Consider the following 18,066-nt stretch of genomic DNA (forward strand, 5'->3'; position numbering starts at 1 on the left):
CGGGAGGTGAACGATAGTTTACGTTTTTTGGCATTTGTAACGGCAGCATGGCGATCATCACTTAATGAAGATTGAAGCAGAACACTAATATGGAGGAGTGAAATTAATGTTTGCTCATCAATCCAGGTTCGCACAGCAATCTTTGATGGTCTTATTGTCGTTGGTCCTTTTAGCGGGCAGCTTGCTCGCTGGTTTTCCACAAGGCATAGCCAAGTCCTACGCTCAAACGCCCGTCTTTCATCCGGTACGCCAGGACCAGTTTCCTGTTGCTCCGGGCGCTTATCATAAGGAAATGACACTGGAGGGGGGAAATTACATTGAAGAAGTCAAGGTGATGGAAATCGATCCGTCCCAATCCTTTCTGGAGTTGGCGGTGACTTCGCCCAAAGGCAAAGTGGTGGCGCTCGATACGGTGCGGAATCAGGCTAAGCTGGCAGAAAGCGAGGGACGCAGGGCAGTCGCGGCATTTAACATGGACTTTTATAATACCGATCCGACCTATGCCGGGATTCCAACCGGTCACCAAATTAGCGACGGAGAAGTAATCACGGCTCCTTCCTCGCTGCGCAGCGTACTGGCAGTCATGAAGGACGGATCGGTCCGAATAGAGACGGAGGTGGGACTCACGGCCTCTATCCAGACCAGTGACGGAGACACAGCGGTTATTTCCGGAGTGAACCGAGCGGTAACGGCGGCCTTGTCCAATCATCTGTTTGTGTTCACCGATCGGTTCAGCCTGACGACTAAATCCGTTGGCGACCAGACGGTGGAGGTGGTTGTCGCCCCCGACACGCCGGGCTCTATCCTGCGGCCGGGGGTGCCGTTCTCCGGAACGGTCGAGGCTGTCCTGCAAGGAGGGGATCAACCGATTCCAGCCGGGAAACTGGTTGTGACCGCTACTGGAAGCAAGGCGGATTGGGCGCGCAGCAAGCTGGCACCTGGCGATCCCGTGGAGCTGAATGTGCAATTCAGCAAAGGAATGAATGAAGCGCAGCAGCTTGTATCCGGTGGTGTGCTGATGGTTAGAAACGGACAAGCCACCCCGGAGGCGCTGGCTGATCGGGACCGTCACCCCCGTACTTTTGTGGCGGTTAAGCAAGGGAAGCTGTATGTATATACATTCGATGGACGTCAGCCGGGTTATTCGGACGGAGTGACACTGGAGGAAGGAGCATTATATCTGCAAGACGAAGGAATGGAGTTTGCCTTGAACATGGACGGAGGCGGCTCGACAACCTATGCGGCCCGTTCACCCGGGGATCAGAGTCTGTCTGTCCTGAATCGTCCTTCGGATGGTTATGAACGGTCGAACTCCAACTCCCTGGTCATTCTTTCGACGGCTCCCGTTAAGGAGCTGGCCACTCTTCTTCCTATCCCTAAAGGTCCGCTCAAGGTTATTGCGGGAGGCAGCCTCTCGTTTACATCCAAGGGACAGGATGAGTATTACAACGGCATTCCGGTGGATTCGTCTCAGTTGACATGGGAAGCGGATCCCGCCATCGGCAACATTGATCCTCTGGGACGATTTACCGCCGCGGACTCTGCAGCGGAAGGAAAGGTAACCGTCCGATTAGGGGAAATATCATCACAAGTTCAGATACAGGTGGTTACGCAAGTGGAACGAATCGACATTAGCCCTTCCATCGCGGTGATCAATCCTGGAGAGAAGCAATCGTTCCGCGTGCGCGGCTACGATGCCGATGGCCAGGAAGTCATATTGTCACCCGACAGGTTGAATTGGAGTATAGAAGGAAATATAGGCACTTTATTACCGACTGGTGAATTAATAGCCGCTAACGAGACGGCTTCCGGCAAAGTCCTTGTCTCTCTAGGCGATGCTTCGGCTGAAGCCGTCGTCATTGTAGGCAAGCCGCCCGTTGTGGTGGAGGAATTCGAAACTTTGACCGATCTGGTACCGTCCTTGGTCAATGCCGTTCCGGGCTCGGTCAAGCTTGAGCTATCAAGCCGTCCCGATCCGGTTCGGGTCGGCGCTCATTCGGCCAAGTTGACTTATGATTTCACCGGGACGAGCGGGACATCGGCAGCGTATATTAATTTTAGAGAGGACGGTTCGGCTGGGCGTACTCTGGAGGATTACCCGGTCAAGCTCGGAGTCTGGGTCTACGGAGACGGTAACAAGCATTGGCTTAGAGGACAAATTGAAGACGGCAACGGAACCAAGAAGCCGATCGATTTCACGGGAGCCGGACAATTGAATTGGGTTGGCTGGAAGTATGTAACGGCGGACATTCCCGCAGGCATGCCTCTGCCGATTAAGCTCAATCAGATTTATGTCGTGGAGACCAGCAATGCGAACAAGAATGCGGGTGCCGTTTATTTTGATCAGTTACGGTCTATATACAGTGAGACCGGAGAGGATCTGGAAGGCCCGGTTTTCAGCGAGCGGACACCGGCCCCGGACAGCAAGGTCTTTACCGGAACGCCGGTTATAGCGGCGACCGTCATGGACGAAGAATCAGGTGTCGATCCAGGAGCGATCGTCATGCGGGTTAATGGGGAGGTAGTCCCCCATGAGTTTGATGAAACGACCGGCCGCATAACCTATTCCCCTGCCCAGGCATTGGACGACGGCGAACACCGCGTCGTCATCGAAGCAGCGGATCGAGCCGGCAATCCAGCGGTACCGAACGCGGATTGGAGATTTATCATCGATACGGCTCCAGACCGGGAAGCGCCGGAGATTAGCGTCATTAGTCCGATGGACGGCATACGCACCCGGACCGATCAGCCGCGGATTGCCGCCAAGCTGACCGATGACCAATCGGGGATCGATGCCGGCAGCCTCGTGCTGGAGTGGAATGGAGCAGCGGTTCCCCACCGTTATGACGAAGCCGGCAGCACGATCTATTATACGGTTCCGGACAAGCTGCAAGAGGGAACTATACACAGCGTCAAGCTGGTCGCTGCTGACCGGAGCGGCAATAGCGCGGAGAAGTCGTGGTCGTTTGAAATCGGTCCGCTGCCCGGGCAGCCGAACAATCCGGAGCAATTCCAGATTAGCGTAATCGGAGACGGGGGCTATTATACGGCCGGTCAAGGAGAGACCGCCCCGGATATTCTATTGCGCGAGCAGATCAGCCGGATTAACCGGGAAGATTCTGAATTGGTTGGCTACACGGGGGATATTGTAGAGAATGATACTCCCGAGAATTACGCTGTCGCTTTGCAAAATATGAATTTGTTCCAGATGCCGTATCTGGTCAGCATCGGAAACCATGAAATATCGGGCACCGGTTCCCGGGTTAATTACCAGAATTCATTCGGGGAAACGACTTATCTATACGATTACGGCAACACGAGAATGATCGGGCTGGATACGGCGAACGGAATGATTTCGAATTCCGACGCCTCTCAATGGCCGTGGCTGAAGGAAACTTTGGAGGATACGGAAGTAAGCAACATTATGATTATTATGCACGTCCCGCCGGATGAGATTACGGCTGACGGGGACAATCTCAATACCGGCCATGGTTTTCAGAACAGCGGGGAGGCCAGCCGGCTGTATGATCTCCTCGGCTCCTACAAATCTGCGAATCCGGACAAGAATATAATCGTTTTCTGTGGTGACTTGCATGCATATATCCATAAGCAGGTGCAGGGAGTCGATTACGTCATCACAGGAGGGGGCGGAAAGTATACTCATATTGCTCCCGAAAAAGGAGGCTTCTATCATTATTTAAATGTACAAGTATTGGGCGAGACGGTAAGCTGGGATGTTATTCCGCTTCTGGAAAGCATACAGTTCGTCGGGGCTCCGGACACCATCCAGAAGGACGGCACCGTATTGCTGCGGGCAGACGGAAAGTTCATGACCAGCACGAATCAACCGATTACGCTTCCGGTGCGGGCTCCGTTTAAAGTCGAATGGGAGTCGAGCGATCCGCAGATAGCCTCGGTCGATTCAGACGGCAATGTGACCGGGCATTCGGCTGGAACAGCGGTTATTACGGTCAAATCCGGTTGGGCTGAAGCGCAGACGACTGTTCGGGTCAGCGGCGGGGAGCCGGTGGGCCTGGAGCTTGCGGGGCTGGAGCCTCTGGAGGTCGGAGATACGGCGCAGGCGGTGGCATGGCAGCTATTAAGCGATGGAGGTCGCGTCAAGCTGTCGGAGGATGTCCGGTTCAGCAGCAGCAACCCGGGGGTGGCGGAAGTGTCGGACACCGGGCTGGTCAGCGTCTGGAGGATTGGGGAAGCCATCCTTACGGCGGAGTATGGAGAATGGACCGCTTCCTATACGCTTGTCGTCTCTCCATCCTCCAATGTGCCCCTTCGGGAGAAAGTAATGGCCAAGAATACAGCCGCCGGCACGATTGACCTGGAATATACAGGCGAGCTGCCCTTGAGCGAGGCCTACAAAGTTTATCAGACGGCACAAGGGGAGCCGATTCCGAGAACATTAACCGATGTCAGAATCGGCGCGGAGAATGTCACTGCTTTCGTGAACCGTGCGGGAGCGGTCTACCTGCTCATGATCGAAGAGGAAACGCCGGTGGGCCGGATGCGTGTCGGAATCCGCACCGATATCGGCAATATAGCGGACCTGACGACGCTGGATCACAGCCGGATTGAGCTGCTCGCGAAAGAAGGATTCCAGTTGGAGGACAAGAGAGCAGATTGGACGTTCGACGTAGCAGGTGACCGTCCGGTTGCTTTGACGGTAGAAGGGGGACAGACCGTCGTTCGTATCGGGGGTGCGGAAGAGTACCGTACGGCGAACCGTCTCTATGCCTATTCGTCCGGCGAGGACTCACGGATACAGGTAACCAGCATCCGCAGAGCTCAGGGCCAGCCTCTGTATAGAGGGACGCTGGAAATTTCGCACAATCGTTCCAAAGAGGCGTTGAGGCTAATTAACGATATCGGCCTGGAGTCTTATTTATACCAGGTCGTTCCGAGTGAAATGCCGGCCTCCTTCGGACTGGAAGCGCTCAAAGCCCAGGCGGTGGCGGCCCGGACCTATGCGCTGACGGATTATTACAGCAGCCGCTTTGCCGACCAAGGCTTCCATATTGACGATAGTACGCTGAGTCAGGTGTACAACAACAGTGCGGAGAATGCCTTGACGACCCAAGCGGTTAATGAAACCGCCGGAATCGTGATGAAGAGCGGTGAGGAGCTGGTGGATGCCCGATTCTACTCCACATCGGGAGGATACGGTGCTTCCAAGCATGAGGTATGGGCTGAGGCGCCTCCGTCCAGCGTTTTTCCGGGTATACCGGTTCCGTATTTAACGGCTCAGAGCTATACCTATCATCCGTCCGCACCGGATGAGATGCTGACGATCGATACGAGCGACGAGCGGCAAATTAACGAGTTCTACAAAACGCTGTCTCATACCGGATATGACTCGGCTTCCCTTTATTTCCGCTGGAAGGTCGGTCTGTCCAAGCAGGAGCTGGAGAATACGATCAACCGGAATTTGGCCGACCGATTCGCGGCAGACTCGCTGTTTATCCTGACCCGGCAAGAGGATGGCAGCTTCGTCAGCCAGCCGATTCCGGAAGGCGGGATCGGAAGTCTCCGTGACATTTATGTAGCAAAGCGCGGAGCAGGCGGCAACATTATGGAGCTTGTCGTTGAAGGGAGCAAGGGAACCTACAAAATCGTCAAGGAATTTAATATCCGCTTTACGATCCGGCCTAGCAAAACGTACACGGGCGGAGGCGATATTCTCGCTTATCGGGCCAAAGGGGGATCGGCCGATTATGATCCGACCGCCACTTTATTAAATCCTAGCATCTTGTACTCCGCCTTCTTCACGTTCGATTTGGAAAGAGATGATCGCGGAGAAATAGCACGGATTACGTTCTATGGGGGAGGCAACGGGCACGGGGTCGGCATGAGTCAATACGGAGCCTCCATGCTTGGCGGACAAGGCTGGGCTTATGACCGGATTCTGAACGCCTATTATCCGAAGATGAGCCTCATTTCGATCTACGATCCATCCAGAAAGCTGGAATCGATTGAGCTGTCTGATCTCCGTCCTATGCTGCCGGGCGAGACCGCACAAGCAGAGGTAAAGGCTACTTACTCGGACGGTACGGTGGAAATCATAACCGAAGGTGTCGAATATTCGAGCAGCAGCCCGGAAGTGGCGGATATAGATGAGACGGGACAGATAACTGCGGCCAGACCCGGCCAAACCGAAATAACCGCTGTCTATAAGGAACATTCGGCAAGCTACAGCCTGGTAGTCCGGTCATCGTTAAATATGATCGAAATTAGCGGACTTGAATCGATGCGGCCCGGCGATCAGGGGCAGACGGTGGTCACGGCTGTTTACGAAGACGGATCGAGGCATCCTATCATGTCCGGCGTTGTCTTTACCAGCAGCAATCCCCAGGTGGCGGAGGTAGATGAAACAGGTTGGGTGACAGCCCTTAACCCGGGAGAGACCCTAATCAGCGCCGAATATGAAGGACGATTCGCTTCGTACAAGCTCGTTGTAACTTCGTCGTTAAATACGATCGAAATTAGCGGGTTGGGCCCGATGCGTCCCGGCGATCAGAGCCAAACGGTAGTGACGGCGGTCTATGGAGACGGTTCGAGACATCCGGTCACGTCCGGTGTTGTCTTTGCCAGCAGCAATCCCCAGGTGGCGGAGGTAGATGACACGGGCCGGGTGACGGCCCTTAGCCCCGGAGAGACATTAATTACTGCGGAATATGATGGACAATCAGCAAGCTATAAACTGATAGTAGGCCATCGGGAGACCGTCCTCCAAATCATCGGTTTGTCCGCTATGGAGGCAGGAGACAAGATTCAGGTGCAGGTGAAAGTATTGCATCCTGACGGTTCCACGGAAATCGTGTCTAAGGGAGTTCAATTTACAAGCAGTGATTCACGGGTGGCGAAGGTGGACAAAAAAGGGAAAATCACCGCACTTAAGCCGGGAATCACGGTCATCCGCGCCGAATATAATGGATGGGTTGCGGAGGAGGAGCTTCAGGTTCAGGTGACGCTGAAGAAGGTGAGCAGCAGCAAGCTGAAGCCGATGAAGGAAGGGCAAACGTTCCAGATCGTCGTCACGGCCACCTACAGCGATGGCACCACCGAAACCGTAACCGCAAACTCGGTATTCACCAGCAGCGATCCGCAAACAGCAACCGTAGACGAAGGAGGATTAATTCGGGCCTTGCGGAAAGGCAAGACGATGATTACGGTTGAATACGGAGGCTATACGGTCAAAGAAAATCTGAACGTTACCAAAGCCCCTCCGGGCCATAATAAATAAGCAGCATCTATAGATTGAGCGCGTGAGAGGACTTCGATAAGAAGTCCTCTTAGCCGTTTCAGTGAAATCAGTGAAGTCAGTAAAACCACTGAAACCACTGAAACCACTGAAACCAGCAAGAGCCATAAGTGTTGGCGAACGGTGGCTGCCTGGAGTTGCTGCAAAAATACAGTTAAATCGATCACACTGGACCCAATTTAGCTATTTTATTGCAAATGTGCAGTCGGATATCCAGAATTATCCAGTTATATCCTTAACGTCCGAAATCTACTGTATATTTGCAGTAGATGAACCCGGACGGTCAGGAATGGCCCCAAAGTACTGCACTTTTGCAGGCTGTATTAGTTTTTCCTTGAACTTCTGAATACCCCCGAGACAGACTCTTGTCGACTTGGCTTAGGTAATTTGGGTATTAATAGAACTGAAAAGGAAAGGAAGAATGCCATTCACGCAAAAGGAAGGATACGGGAGGATCGGGAGCAAAAGGCCAAGGACTCACCGCATACACTGTTTTAGAAGGGGAACAACAACAAGAGAGTTTGCAAGAGAGCAGTGAAAAGCAGCGAGTGCCGGGAGAGGCGCGTGGGTAAAACATCAAGCACATGAAACCCATGAAACCCATGAAACCCATGAAACCCATGAAACCCATGAAACCCATGAAACCCATGAAACCCATGAAACCCATGAAACCCATGAAACCCATGAAACCCATGAAACCCATGAAACCCACGAACCACATGAACTACATGAACTACATCATGGACACTTCATCAATACGATCATAATTGCCGTGGTGAGTACTGTTTAAGTTCAGTCATGAATTCCGTGAAAAGCCGCCTTTCCAAGCAAGCCCGGAAAAAGGTACAATAGAAAAAGTACCAAACGAATGTTTGTCTTTTTAGCCATTTAGGAGGATTTCTATGAACATACTGCAAGCATTATTTTTTCCGCCGGAGCAGCCCGGGGGAGTATCTTCCATGATTCCTTTCATGAAGGAGCGTTTTGTTAAACAAAGTTGGGGAATGGAGCTCTTCTATCTGCCTAAAAGAGTAAGGGGAAAGGGCACCGAGCCCGTCGAATTCGCGACCTTTGATTGGAAGCTGTACAAAGGCACCCCGGTGGTCGATAAATACATCCAGACCTACAAGGATTACATCTGGTGGACCAAGATGCGAGTCCGCCAGCGGTACGACATTATTCATGCCCATCATCCCATTGCGGCTCTGGTGATGCGGCAGCTGTTTCCGGGGACTCCGGTACTGCTGACTATCCATTCGAGTTACGAGAGGGAGCTGATCCTCAACGGAAAAATTAAAGCGGATGGCCCGGAGCATCGCTTTTTGACCTCGCTCTACCGCGAGCTGGAAGTGAAGCTGGATCAAATATTAACGGTATCGGCTTCGTTTAAAAGCTATTTGGCCCCATATGTGGAGGAGCCGGACAAAATCGGAATCGTGCCCAACGGATTCGACGAAAGTCGGTTTCGACCGATGCCGCATGAGAATGAAACGCTGCAGTTCATTACTATGTGCCGTCTCGTTCCAGCTAAAGGTCTGGATACCCTGTTGGAGGCTTGCTCGGAGTTAAAAAAGAACGGTCATTCCTTCGTACTGCATATAATCGGGGACGGTCCCATCCAGAAGGAGCTGGAGCAGATGGCGGTGGAGCTTGACTTGTACGAGGAGACGATTTTTTACGGCTATATGCTTCATCCGGAGCAGTTCATGCCGTTTTTTGATATTTTTGTGCTGCCGTCTCGGGCGGAGGCGTTCGGATCGGTATTCGCGGAAGCGGCACTTTGCCGGTTAGCCCTGGTCGGAACCAACGTCGGTGGGATCGCCGAGCAAATCGAGCACGGATATAACGGCCTGCTCGTTCCGCCGGGAGATTCGCCAGCTCTGGCAAAGGAATTGACAAGGCTTATCGAAGATGCTGAGCTGCGCACCCGCCTGGCCTATGCTGCCGAAAAGAAGGCAAAAAGCCGTTATTCCTTACAGCGGGTCATTCGCCAGCTTGCCCACGTTTATGAAAGCTATCGCACGACATAGGAGTCAAACAACTAACACAGGAAATCGCAGCGCGAAAACATAATAAATAGTCTCTGCCCCTAAACAGTCCTTGGCTTTGGCAGGCGATCCTTGACAGGCAGTCCTGGAGCGAGACTAGATGGAATTTCAACAGTTAGTTTCTTGCTTTGTTTGCCAGACAGCCGGACTAAATGGAATCTCTGAAGTTAGAAATGAGGATAGGGATGGAGGGGCTAGATTTAGTCCGAACAAGCTGGATGAAATCAGGCTGTTGAAAAAGTGCATTTGTGTCCGCTTATATTGCCTATTAAGCGATATATGCGATCAACGTGTAAAATGCACTCTATTATTTACATTTATTTCACTGTACTCGGGTTGTGCGCCCATTTGTACGATTATTCATACAAAAGCAGGACCGTCGCGGCATACGTACGGCTAATTGTACGATTTTTCGTACAAAGGCGCCCCTTTCTCGGAACTTGTGCGCCCATTTGTACGATTATTCATACAAAAGGAGGACCGTCGCGGCATACGTACGGCTAATTGTACGATTTTTCGTACAAAGACGCCCCTTTCTCGGAACTTGTGCGCCCATTTGTACGATTATTCATACAAAAGCAGGACTGTCGCGGCATACGCACGGCAATTGTACGATTTTTCGTACAAAACACAACAAAACACACTCATCATCGGTTCTATCGCGCATTTGTACCTATATTTCAATACCCCTTGGGGCGGATACGGATGATATAGATGCTTTTTTCAACAGCCTCAAGATCACGTATTAGATTGCATAAATCATCTATCTGAATTACTTATCTACATAAAATCCAGTTAGTTTACATGTATTGGCACCTTAAGCCAGTAAACAGCAGAAAGGGGAAATTATGCGCAAATTCAGATTTATTCACGCCGCAGATCTGCATCTGGACAGCCCGTTCCGAGGTATGGCCAGCTTGCCCGAAGCGGTGCGATCCGTTGTGCGGCAATCGACGTTCACGGCTTTGTCCAGTTTGGTCGAGCTAGCGGCTCGTGAACGAGTCGATTTCGTCCTGCTGGCTGGGGATATATACGACTTGCAGGATCGTTCGCTGCGGGCGCAGCTGCAAATGCAAAAGGCGGCAGAAAGGCTGGCTGCAGCGGGCATCCCGCTCTATATCGTGCACGGCAATCACGACCCTGCGGACGGTCGGGCGGCTTCCTTACGCTGGCCGGATTCTGTTCACTTCTTTGCGGCAGGCGTCGCGGACCGGAAAGAGCTTGTCACGCCGGACGGTGAAACATTGGCTATCCTGTACGGAATTTCCTATCCGACGTCTTCCGTAAATGATAATTATGCGGCCAGGCTGGCCGCTTTAGCGGCGCAGGATAAAGGCCGTTACCGGATTGCGCTGCTCCATGCGAATGTTGACGGAGACGGGGGACACGCCAATTACGCTCCTTGCACCAAGCAGGAACTGGTTGAATCCGGAATCGATTACTGGGCGCTAGGGCATGTCCATACGAGACAGATTCTTAATGAGCGCCCCTCTGTCGTCTATCCGGGCAACCTGCAAGGAAGAAGCATCCGGGAAACGGGGCCTAAAGGCTGTTATCTCGTCGAGGTGTCGGAGTTGGGCGAGACTTCGCTTAGCTTTTTCCCCGTAGATGCCGTTCGCTGGCAGCAAATTTCGGTATCCATTAAAGGAGTAGAAAACGAGCAGCAGTTAAAAGATCAACTGGAAGACGGTATGGAGCAAGCGAGAGCGGCCGCGAATGGCCGGCCGTCTGTGGGGCGGGTCACCTTTACCGAGCGGGGACCGATGCATTCCATCCTGCAGCAAGGCACCTATCTGACAGAATTAATAGACGAGCTTCGGGCCGCGGAGGCGGAGCGTGCCGCGGCCGCTGATGAAGCGGGTCATGCTGCGGATTTTGTCTGGATTGAATCGGCCGCCATTCAAAGCGGGCTCGAGCTGGACATGCAGAGATGGATGGAGGATGAAAGCTTTATCGGGGATTTGCTGCGGATGTCGGAGGAACTGCTGCAGGATAAGGAAGAGCTTGTGCGGTTCAGCGAGAAGACGCTTGCTCCGTTATTCTCTCGTTCCAAGGCGGCTGCCTGGCTGGATGAAATAACAGTGGACAACCGGGAGGAATGGCTGAAGGAAGCTCGGGAGATGGCGCTTGATGCGCTGATGGGCAGCGGGAGGTGGGAGGAATGAGACTAACCGAAATCAACATCGATGGATTTGGCACTCTCTATCAAAAAACTTATTCGCCAGAGAGAGGTCTGACCGTCTTCTACGGACGGAACGAGGCCGGGAAAAGCACTTTGATGGCTTTCATCCGCTCGATTTTGTTCGGTTTTCCTACCCGAGCACAAACTGAACCGCGATACGAGCCCGGCAACGGAGGTTTGCATGGAGGCGCAATAACACTTATTACCGATCAGGGAGAGCAGGTTCGGGTGACGCGCCGGGATGAAGGGAAGGGCCGCTCCCCGGGGCGGGGGAGCGTAACGGTGACATTCTCCGATGGAACGAGCGGCGGTGAAGAGCTGCTTGTGCCTCTGTTGGGCGGTACCAGCGGCGAACTGTATCGCAGCCTGTTTGCCTTCAGTCTTACAGAACTGCAAGAAATCCGGACGCTTCAAAGCGATGAGCTCAGCGGCTATTTGTACAGTGCTGGTCTCGGTGCGCAAGCCCGCGCCATTCTTGATACAGAACGAAGTCTGAATCAGGAAGCGGAGGCATTGTTCAAGCCGAAAGGGCGGAATCAGGACATTCATCGAATAGCCGGCAAGCTGGAGCAGCTGGACAAGGAGCTGCGCCGCAGCAAAGAGCAGGTGGGCCGGTATAATGAATGGCTGGCGGAGCAAGCCGGCTTGGAGCAGCGGCTCGCACAGACGGAAGAGCAGATCCGGCGGCTCCGCACGGAGCGGGAGTGGCTGAACGGCTGCCTGCAGGTCAGGGAGCCGTGGCAAAGGCTTCGGGCGCTCCGTGAAGAACTGGCCGAACTGCCTCGGTTGGAGCGGTTTCCCGAGGAGGCGGTCGGCCGGATGAGCTCGCTGCTTGCTGAACGCAGACGGCAGACGGAGGAGATCCACAAGCTGGAGCTTAAGGCTGGCAGAATTCAGCAGGAGTATGAGGAGATCCGCATCGAGGAAGTCCCGGAGGAGGCGCAAGCTGAACGGAGCGAGCTGTGGGAGCAACTGCCCGCTTACGATAACGGCCGGGAGCAGCTGGCGGAAAGAGCAGCCGAAATCGAGCAAGCCGAGCGGCGGCTGGAGGAGCTGCTGAAGACGATCGGCGCCGGCTGGTCGGAGCAGACGCTGGAGCGGCAGCCGGTCACGATCGAGCGCAGAGAGCGAATGCGCTCTTATCGAGATCGGTTCGCGGAGCTCGCCCGTGAGCGCGAACGGCTCGAGAGCGGGCTGCGGCAGCTCACCGACGCGCAGCGGGAAGCGGCCGCCCGGCTCGCAGACCGGCGGCGCTCCCTCGCAGCGCTTGCCGGCGAGCTCGGGCAGCGCTTCCGCTTCGACGCCGGCGAAGCGGCCACGCGCGGCTTGCCCGCGCAGCTCCGCCAGCTTCGCCGCGAGGCGCAGCAGCTCGCCCGCCTCCGGCTCGAGCTCGCGCACTTGCGCCGCCGCGAGCGGGAGCAGCGGCTGCTGCTCGCCCCGGCCGCGGCGGAGGCCGGGCGCGCGCTGCGCCGGCTGGCGCTGCTCTCCGCCGGGGCGGCCTTGCTGCTGCCGGCAGCGCTGCTTGCCCTCGGCGAGCCGTGGCCCGCGCTGGCGGCGCTGCTGCTGCTCGGCGGCTTGGCCGGCTATGCGGCGTCGCTGCGCCCAGCCAGGCCCGCGGCCGGGCCTCGCTCGGCCGCGGGCCGCCAGGCGGAGCCGGAGCTGCCGGAGCTTCGCCAGGAGCGCGACGAGCTTAAGCGGCAGGAAGCCGCGCTCGCCGAAGCCATCCAGGCGAAGCTGACCGCGGCGGCTTCCTTGGCCGAGGCGGCCGCAGCGGGCCCGGCGCCGGATGGGCCGGTCGACCCGGACGCCGTCGAGGAGCTGCTCGGGCAGATGGAGCGCTATCTCGACGAGTGGCAGGAGGCCGACCGGGAGCTGCGCCGCCGGGAAGAGTCGCGCGCAGCAGCGGAGCGTGAGTGCGAGCGGCTGGAAGGGCTTCTCCACGAGGAGAATGCTCGCCTCGAGGATGCGCGCAGCCGTCATTCCCGACTGGAGCAGGAATGGAGCGGCTGGCTGGCCGAGCTGGAGCTGCCGTCGGGGCTGTCGCCGGAGACGGGGCTCGAATGCTTGCCGCGAATCGAGGAGGGCCATCGGCTGCTACAGTCCAAGCGGAGCCTGGAGACGAAGCGTGCAGCATTGGCGGAGCGCCAGGCCCGCTTCGAGGCGGGAACGGCCGAAGCCTTTGGCTTGCGGCGTACGGACTCCCGCTTTGAGGTCTCGGCCGCTTTAAGGCTGTGGAAAGAAGCGGAGGAGAGGAACACCCGGGAGCGGGAGCGCAAGGACAAGCTGGGACAGGAGCTGGCCGGCTTGGCAGCCGACAGGGAATGGATCGAAGCGGCCCTGGAGGAGACCGGTCAGCAGTTGGCCGCCTTGCTGAGGGAGGCATATGCGGCCGATGAGGAGCAGCTCCGGGTGCATGCCGCACAGCATGCCCGCAGGCAGGAGCTTGTCAGGGAGCAGGAGCAGCTGGAGCAGTTGTTGAACGCAGCGGTCGGAGAGAACCAAAGAGACGAACTGGACGCCAGGCTTAGGGAATCGGGGCTGTTCGAATTGCGTGCCGAGGCGGAGCGGCTGGATCGTTCGATTGAACAACTGGAGGAGCAGGCGGATCGTTGGAAGGACGAAAGAGGCCGGCTGGCTAACGAAATTGAGAAGCTGGAGCTCGGCAGCGAGCATTCGGACAAGCTTCAGCTCCGTCAGGAAACCATCGCCGAATTGAACGGAGTGGCGGCCCGTTGGGCGACCTTGACGTTCTGCTCGGCGCTGTTCAAAAAAGCGCGGGAAGTATACGAACGGGAGCGGCAGCCGGGAGTGCTGGTACGGGCTTCCGATTATTTTACAGACATGACGGAAGGGCGATATGTGCGCGTAACCGTCCCTTTTGGGGAGAAGAGCATCCGCGCGGAGCTTGCCGGCGGAGATTGGATCGATTCCTCCCAATTAAGCCGGGGAACGGCGGAACAGCTCTATTTGGCGATGCGATTTGCATTGGCGGATGAATATGCCCGCAAGGCTTCCTTGCCGATGATTATGGACGATATTCTGGTTAATTTTGATCGCTCCCGGCTGAAGTCTGCGTTATCCTTGATCAGACGGCTGGCCGAAAAGCGCCAAATGCTGCTATTTACCTGCCATCCCCATATTGTGGAAGCGATGAGTGAAATCGATCCTCGGGCTGTCATTTTACCAATGGACGAAAAGGCAGAATAAGACAAGAGGGGCGAAGAAGGGACTTCAGCGAATTTTTCAACTCCTGTTTCCCATCTTACCGCAGAAGGCATGGCCGGTCAGAGGGAGTCGGTGGTACAATGTAAAGGAGCTGGCAAGAATAGTAGGACGGGCAGACTAGAGAAAACTTTTTTCAGCTAAATTCGTTATAAGTAATAGCGATGGTGAACGTTTACCGAGCCGAAAGGCACGAGGGACTAAACGGGTTAAGAGTTTTCGAAAGAATTCAAGGAATTTCAAAAAGACTTCAAGAGACTTCACAAGTCCGAGGGACTTCTTAATTCACTTCACAGAAAGAGATTATCTGGCAAATCGTAGTCTTTAGTCGGCTTTGCCTTTTATGGAACAGGAAAGGATAGAGAAACGGTGATGAATAAACAGGTTCTTATCGTGGATGACGATAAAGAAATTGCCAAGCTTATCGAGATTTATTTGGTCAACGAGGGCTACACTGTGAATAAGGCGCATAATGGATTGGATGCGCTCAAGATTATTGCCGAGGAACCGATTCAGCTGGTTATCCTCGATATTATGATGCCTGAACTGGATGGACTGGAGGTCTGCCGCCAAATTCGGGCCAAGGACAATATTCCGATATTGATGCTCAGCGCCAAAGGAGAGGACATGGATAAGATCCTCGGGTTGACCACAGGGGCAGACGATTACATGGTGAAGCCGTTTAATCCATTGGAGCTGCTGGCCCGCGTCAAATCTCTGTTTCGCAGAACGTTTGATCTTAATCCGCAGCTTCAATCGGCTAATAATGGAACGATTACAATTCATTCGCTGCAAATTAACAAGACGACACACAACGTTACCGTGGACGGACATAAAGTCAATTTGACTTCTCTCGAATTCGACATTCTTTATTTGCTGGCCAGCCATCCGGGCAGAGTGTTTAGCGCAGAGGAGATTTTCGAACGGGTCTGGAAAGAGAAGTATTACCAGTCTCATAATACCGTTATGGTTCATATCAGCAAGCTGCGGGATAAATTAGAAAGCGAGCCGGGAGGAACGAAGCTGATCCAAACGGTGTGGGGAGTCGGGTATAAAATTGATCAATAATTTATTTTACAGACTTCGCTGGAAGCTGCTGCTGCTTTTTGTCATTTCATTGATCCTGTCTTTGCTTGGGGTTCTCTTCTTATTTGTTGCCGCTCAACTGCTCTTGGAATACGGGCCTTCCGTGATCGGTGATCTGTTTAGAGGTCTGTTTAGAAGTCTTTATTATTCCGTTGGCGCTCTTCCGGTGGCTCTGCTGACCGGAGTCATTTTGTTTATCGGCTTTGTCGTTCTGCTCAGTCACCGGAGCATCCGTTATTTGGGTCAAATTACGAAAGCGGTGCAGCAAATCTCCTCTGGAGATTTTGATGTCCGGATTCCTGTTCGTTCCCGGGATGAACTGGGGGAGCTGGGGGAAAATATCAATCGGATGGCTCAGCAGCTTAAAGTATCCATTGAAGAGGAGCGCAGGGCGGAGCGTACGAAGAATGAGCTGATTACGAGTGTTTCCCATGATTTGCGGACGCCGCTTACTTCGATTAACGGTTACCTGGGATTGGTGGAACAAGACCGTTATCGGGACGAAGTAGAGCTTCGCTATTATGTCAATATTGCTTATGATAAGGCCCAACGGCTGACCGGACTGATTAACGACCTGTTTGAATATGCGCGGGCCAGCGGTGGAGGAATGAAGCTGAAGCCTTCGCAGATTAATCTTGTCGAAATGCTGGGGCAGGTGGCTGCTCACTTTCGGCTGCAGCTGGAACGGGTAGGTATGGAGTGCCGGTTATTTTTTCCCGAAGAAAAAATAATTATTACGGCAGATGGAGACAAGCTGGTCCGCGTATTCGAAAATTTATTTATTAACGCCATGAATTATGGCAAGGATGGCAAATATATCGATTTGAAGGTGATGCGCGATAACGGTGATTCGGTCGTTCATGTGATCAACTACGGAGATCCGATTCCGAACACGGACCTGCCTCATATTTTTGACCGATTTTATCGGGTGGAGAAATCGAGGGCCGAGGAGACCGGGGGCTCCGGTCTGGGGCTCGCTATAGCCAAGACAGTCGTCGAGCTTCACGGAGGCACCATAGCTGCCGACAGCGATCAGTTAAGAACGCAGTTTGAAATTCGTCTGCCGATAACGGAATAATCCGGCTTTATAAAAATCGTTATCGGTAAATTTCGACAGTAAACGCAGGCTTTCTTGAATAGGGATCAAGGACGCACCAGTCGTTTATCCTTGCTCCTCTCTTGTTCCTTTCGACTGGTTCTTAAACTTTATAAAAGTAAATTTAAGAAAAACTTTAAGTTTTATTATCTATTGGTTAAGCAATTTTCGGTAGAGTTAGAACAGTCGCAACACTACCCGAATGGCAGACGAAAGGACCAAGAGAATGAAACGAAAATTTTTTCTTTTTTTATTTGCGTTAGCCATTGTGCTGGTGGCTAATGCCGTAGGAAAGGATGGCTGGGTACGGTTATGGAATCAGGTTAAGGTACAGACGAATGACCGTGATTTCGCCATGAAGGAAATTCAGGGGGAAGCCGCTATACTGATGGATCAGCGGACGGGAAAAATACTATTCTATAAAAATGATAAAGAGAGAATGTATCCGGCTAGCACGACTAAAATATTGACGGCGTTGCTGGCTTTGGAGCTGGGAGATATGGATGAGATAGTCGAGGTAGGGGAGGAAGCGAAACCCCACCCCGGAGAAAGCAAAGCAGGGTTGGTGCAGGGGCAGCGCCTTCCTCTGCGGGATCTGCTTCATGCCCTGATGCTTCCCTCCGGTAACGATGCGGCCCGAACGATCGCCATTCACATCGCGGCCCGGACCAGCGGCCGGACGGACATGGAGGCCAGTGAAGCGACCTCTTATTTTGCCGGACTGATGAACGACAGAGCCCGGCGGGTCGGGGCTAAGCATTCGCATTTTGTCAATCCGCACGGCTTGCATGACGATAACCATTATACGACGGCACGCGATATGATGCTAATTGCCAGTGAGGCGATGAAAAATGAAGATTTCCGGAGCATCGTCAGTACGGAGATGTATACTTCCCACTCCAAAGGTCAGCCTGAGACGTTAAGCTTTACGAACACCAATCAGCTGCTCCAGAAAAACAGCGGGAATTATTTTGAGGGGGCAGACGGGATCAAAACAGGATTTACTGATGAGGCTGGCTATTGTCTGGTTTCTTCTGCAACCCGGTATAATGCGGGGCTTATAGCCGTCGTCCTTAAATCGACTAATGACAGGGTATGGCTGGATTCCAGCCAATTGCTTGAATATGGATTTAAGGCCTTGACCCATTAAATAGGATAC

At 53.8% G+C, this 18,066-nt stretch carries 7 protein-coding genes; all 7 read left to right on the forward strand.

The genetic code is table 11. From position 1 onward, the window contains the following. The first annotated feature begins 106 nt into the window (after positions 1-106). Positions 107-7,255, forward strand: a complete 7,149-nt coding sequence (locus KJS69_RS15515; RefSeq protein ID WP_213584683.1) for a SpoIID/LytB domain-containing protein — start codon at positions 107-109, stop codon at positions 7,253-7,255. A 920-nt stretch (positions 7,256-8,175) separates the two neighbouring features. Further along, positions 8,176-9,303, forward strand: a complete 1,128-nt coding sequence (locus tag KJS69_RS15520) for a glycosyltransferase family 4 protein (protein ID WP_213584684.1) — start codon at positions 8,176-8,178, stop codon at positions 9,301-9,303. Positions 9,304-10,169: 866 nt separating this feature from the next. Beyond that, entirely contained in the window at positions 10,170-11,486 is a 1,317-nt protein-coding gene (locus tag KJS69_RS15525; RefSeq protein WP_213584685.1) for a metallophosphoesterase family protein, read from the forward strand. Continuing rightward, entirely contained in the window at positions 11,483-14,710 is a 3,228-nt protein-coding gene (locus KJS69_RS15530) for an AAA family ATPase (protein WP_213584686.1), read from the forward strand. The genes KJS69_RS15525 and KJS69_RS15530 overlap by 4 nt, the downstream gene beginning before the upstream one ends. A gap of 387 nt (positions 14,711-15,097) precedes the next feature. Next, entirely contained in the window at positions 15,098-15,793 is a 696-nt protein-coding gene (locus KJS69_RS15535; RefSeq protein WP_213584762.1) for a response regulator transcription factor, read from the forward strand. Next, complete coding sequence (locus KJS69_RS15540; protein WP_213584687.1) at positions 15,783-16,889, forward strand: sensor histidine kinase; 1,107 nt, start codon at positions 15,783-15,785, stop codon at positions 16,887-16,889. The genes KJS69_RS15535 and KJS69_RS15540 overlap by 11 nt, the downstream gene beginning before the upstream one ends. Positions 16,890-17,133: 244 nt before the next feature. After that, positions 17,134-18,057 (forward strand): D-alanyl-D-alanine carboxypeptidase family protein, encoded by a 924-nt coding sequence (locus KJS69_RS15545; protein ID WP_213584688.1) that lies wholly within the window; start codon positions 17,134-17,136, stop codon positions 18,055-18,057. The last annotated feature ends 9 nt before the right edge of the window (positions 18,058-18,066 follow it).

Source organism: Paenibacillus sp. J2TS4, from assembly GCF_018403245.1.
Lineage (GTDB): Bacteria > Bacillota > Bacilli > Paenibacillales > NBRC-103111 > Paenibacillus_L.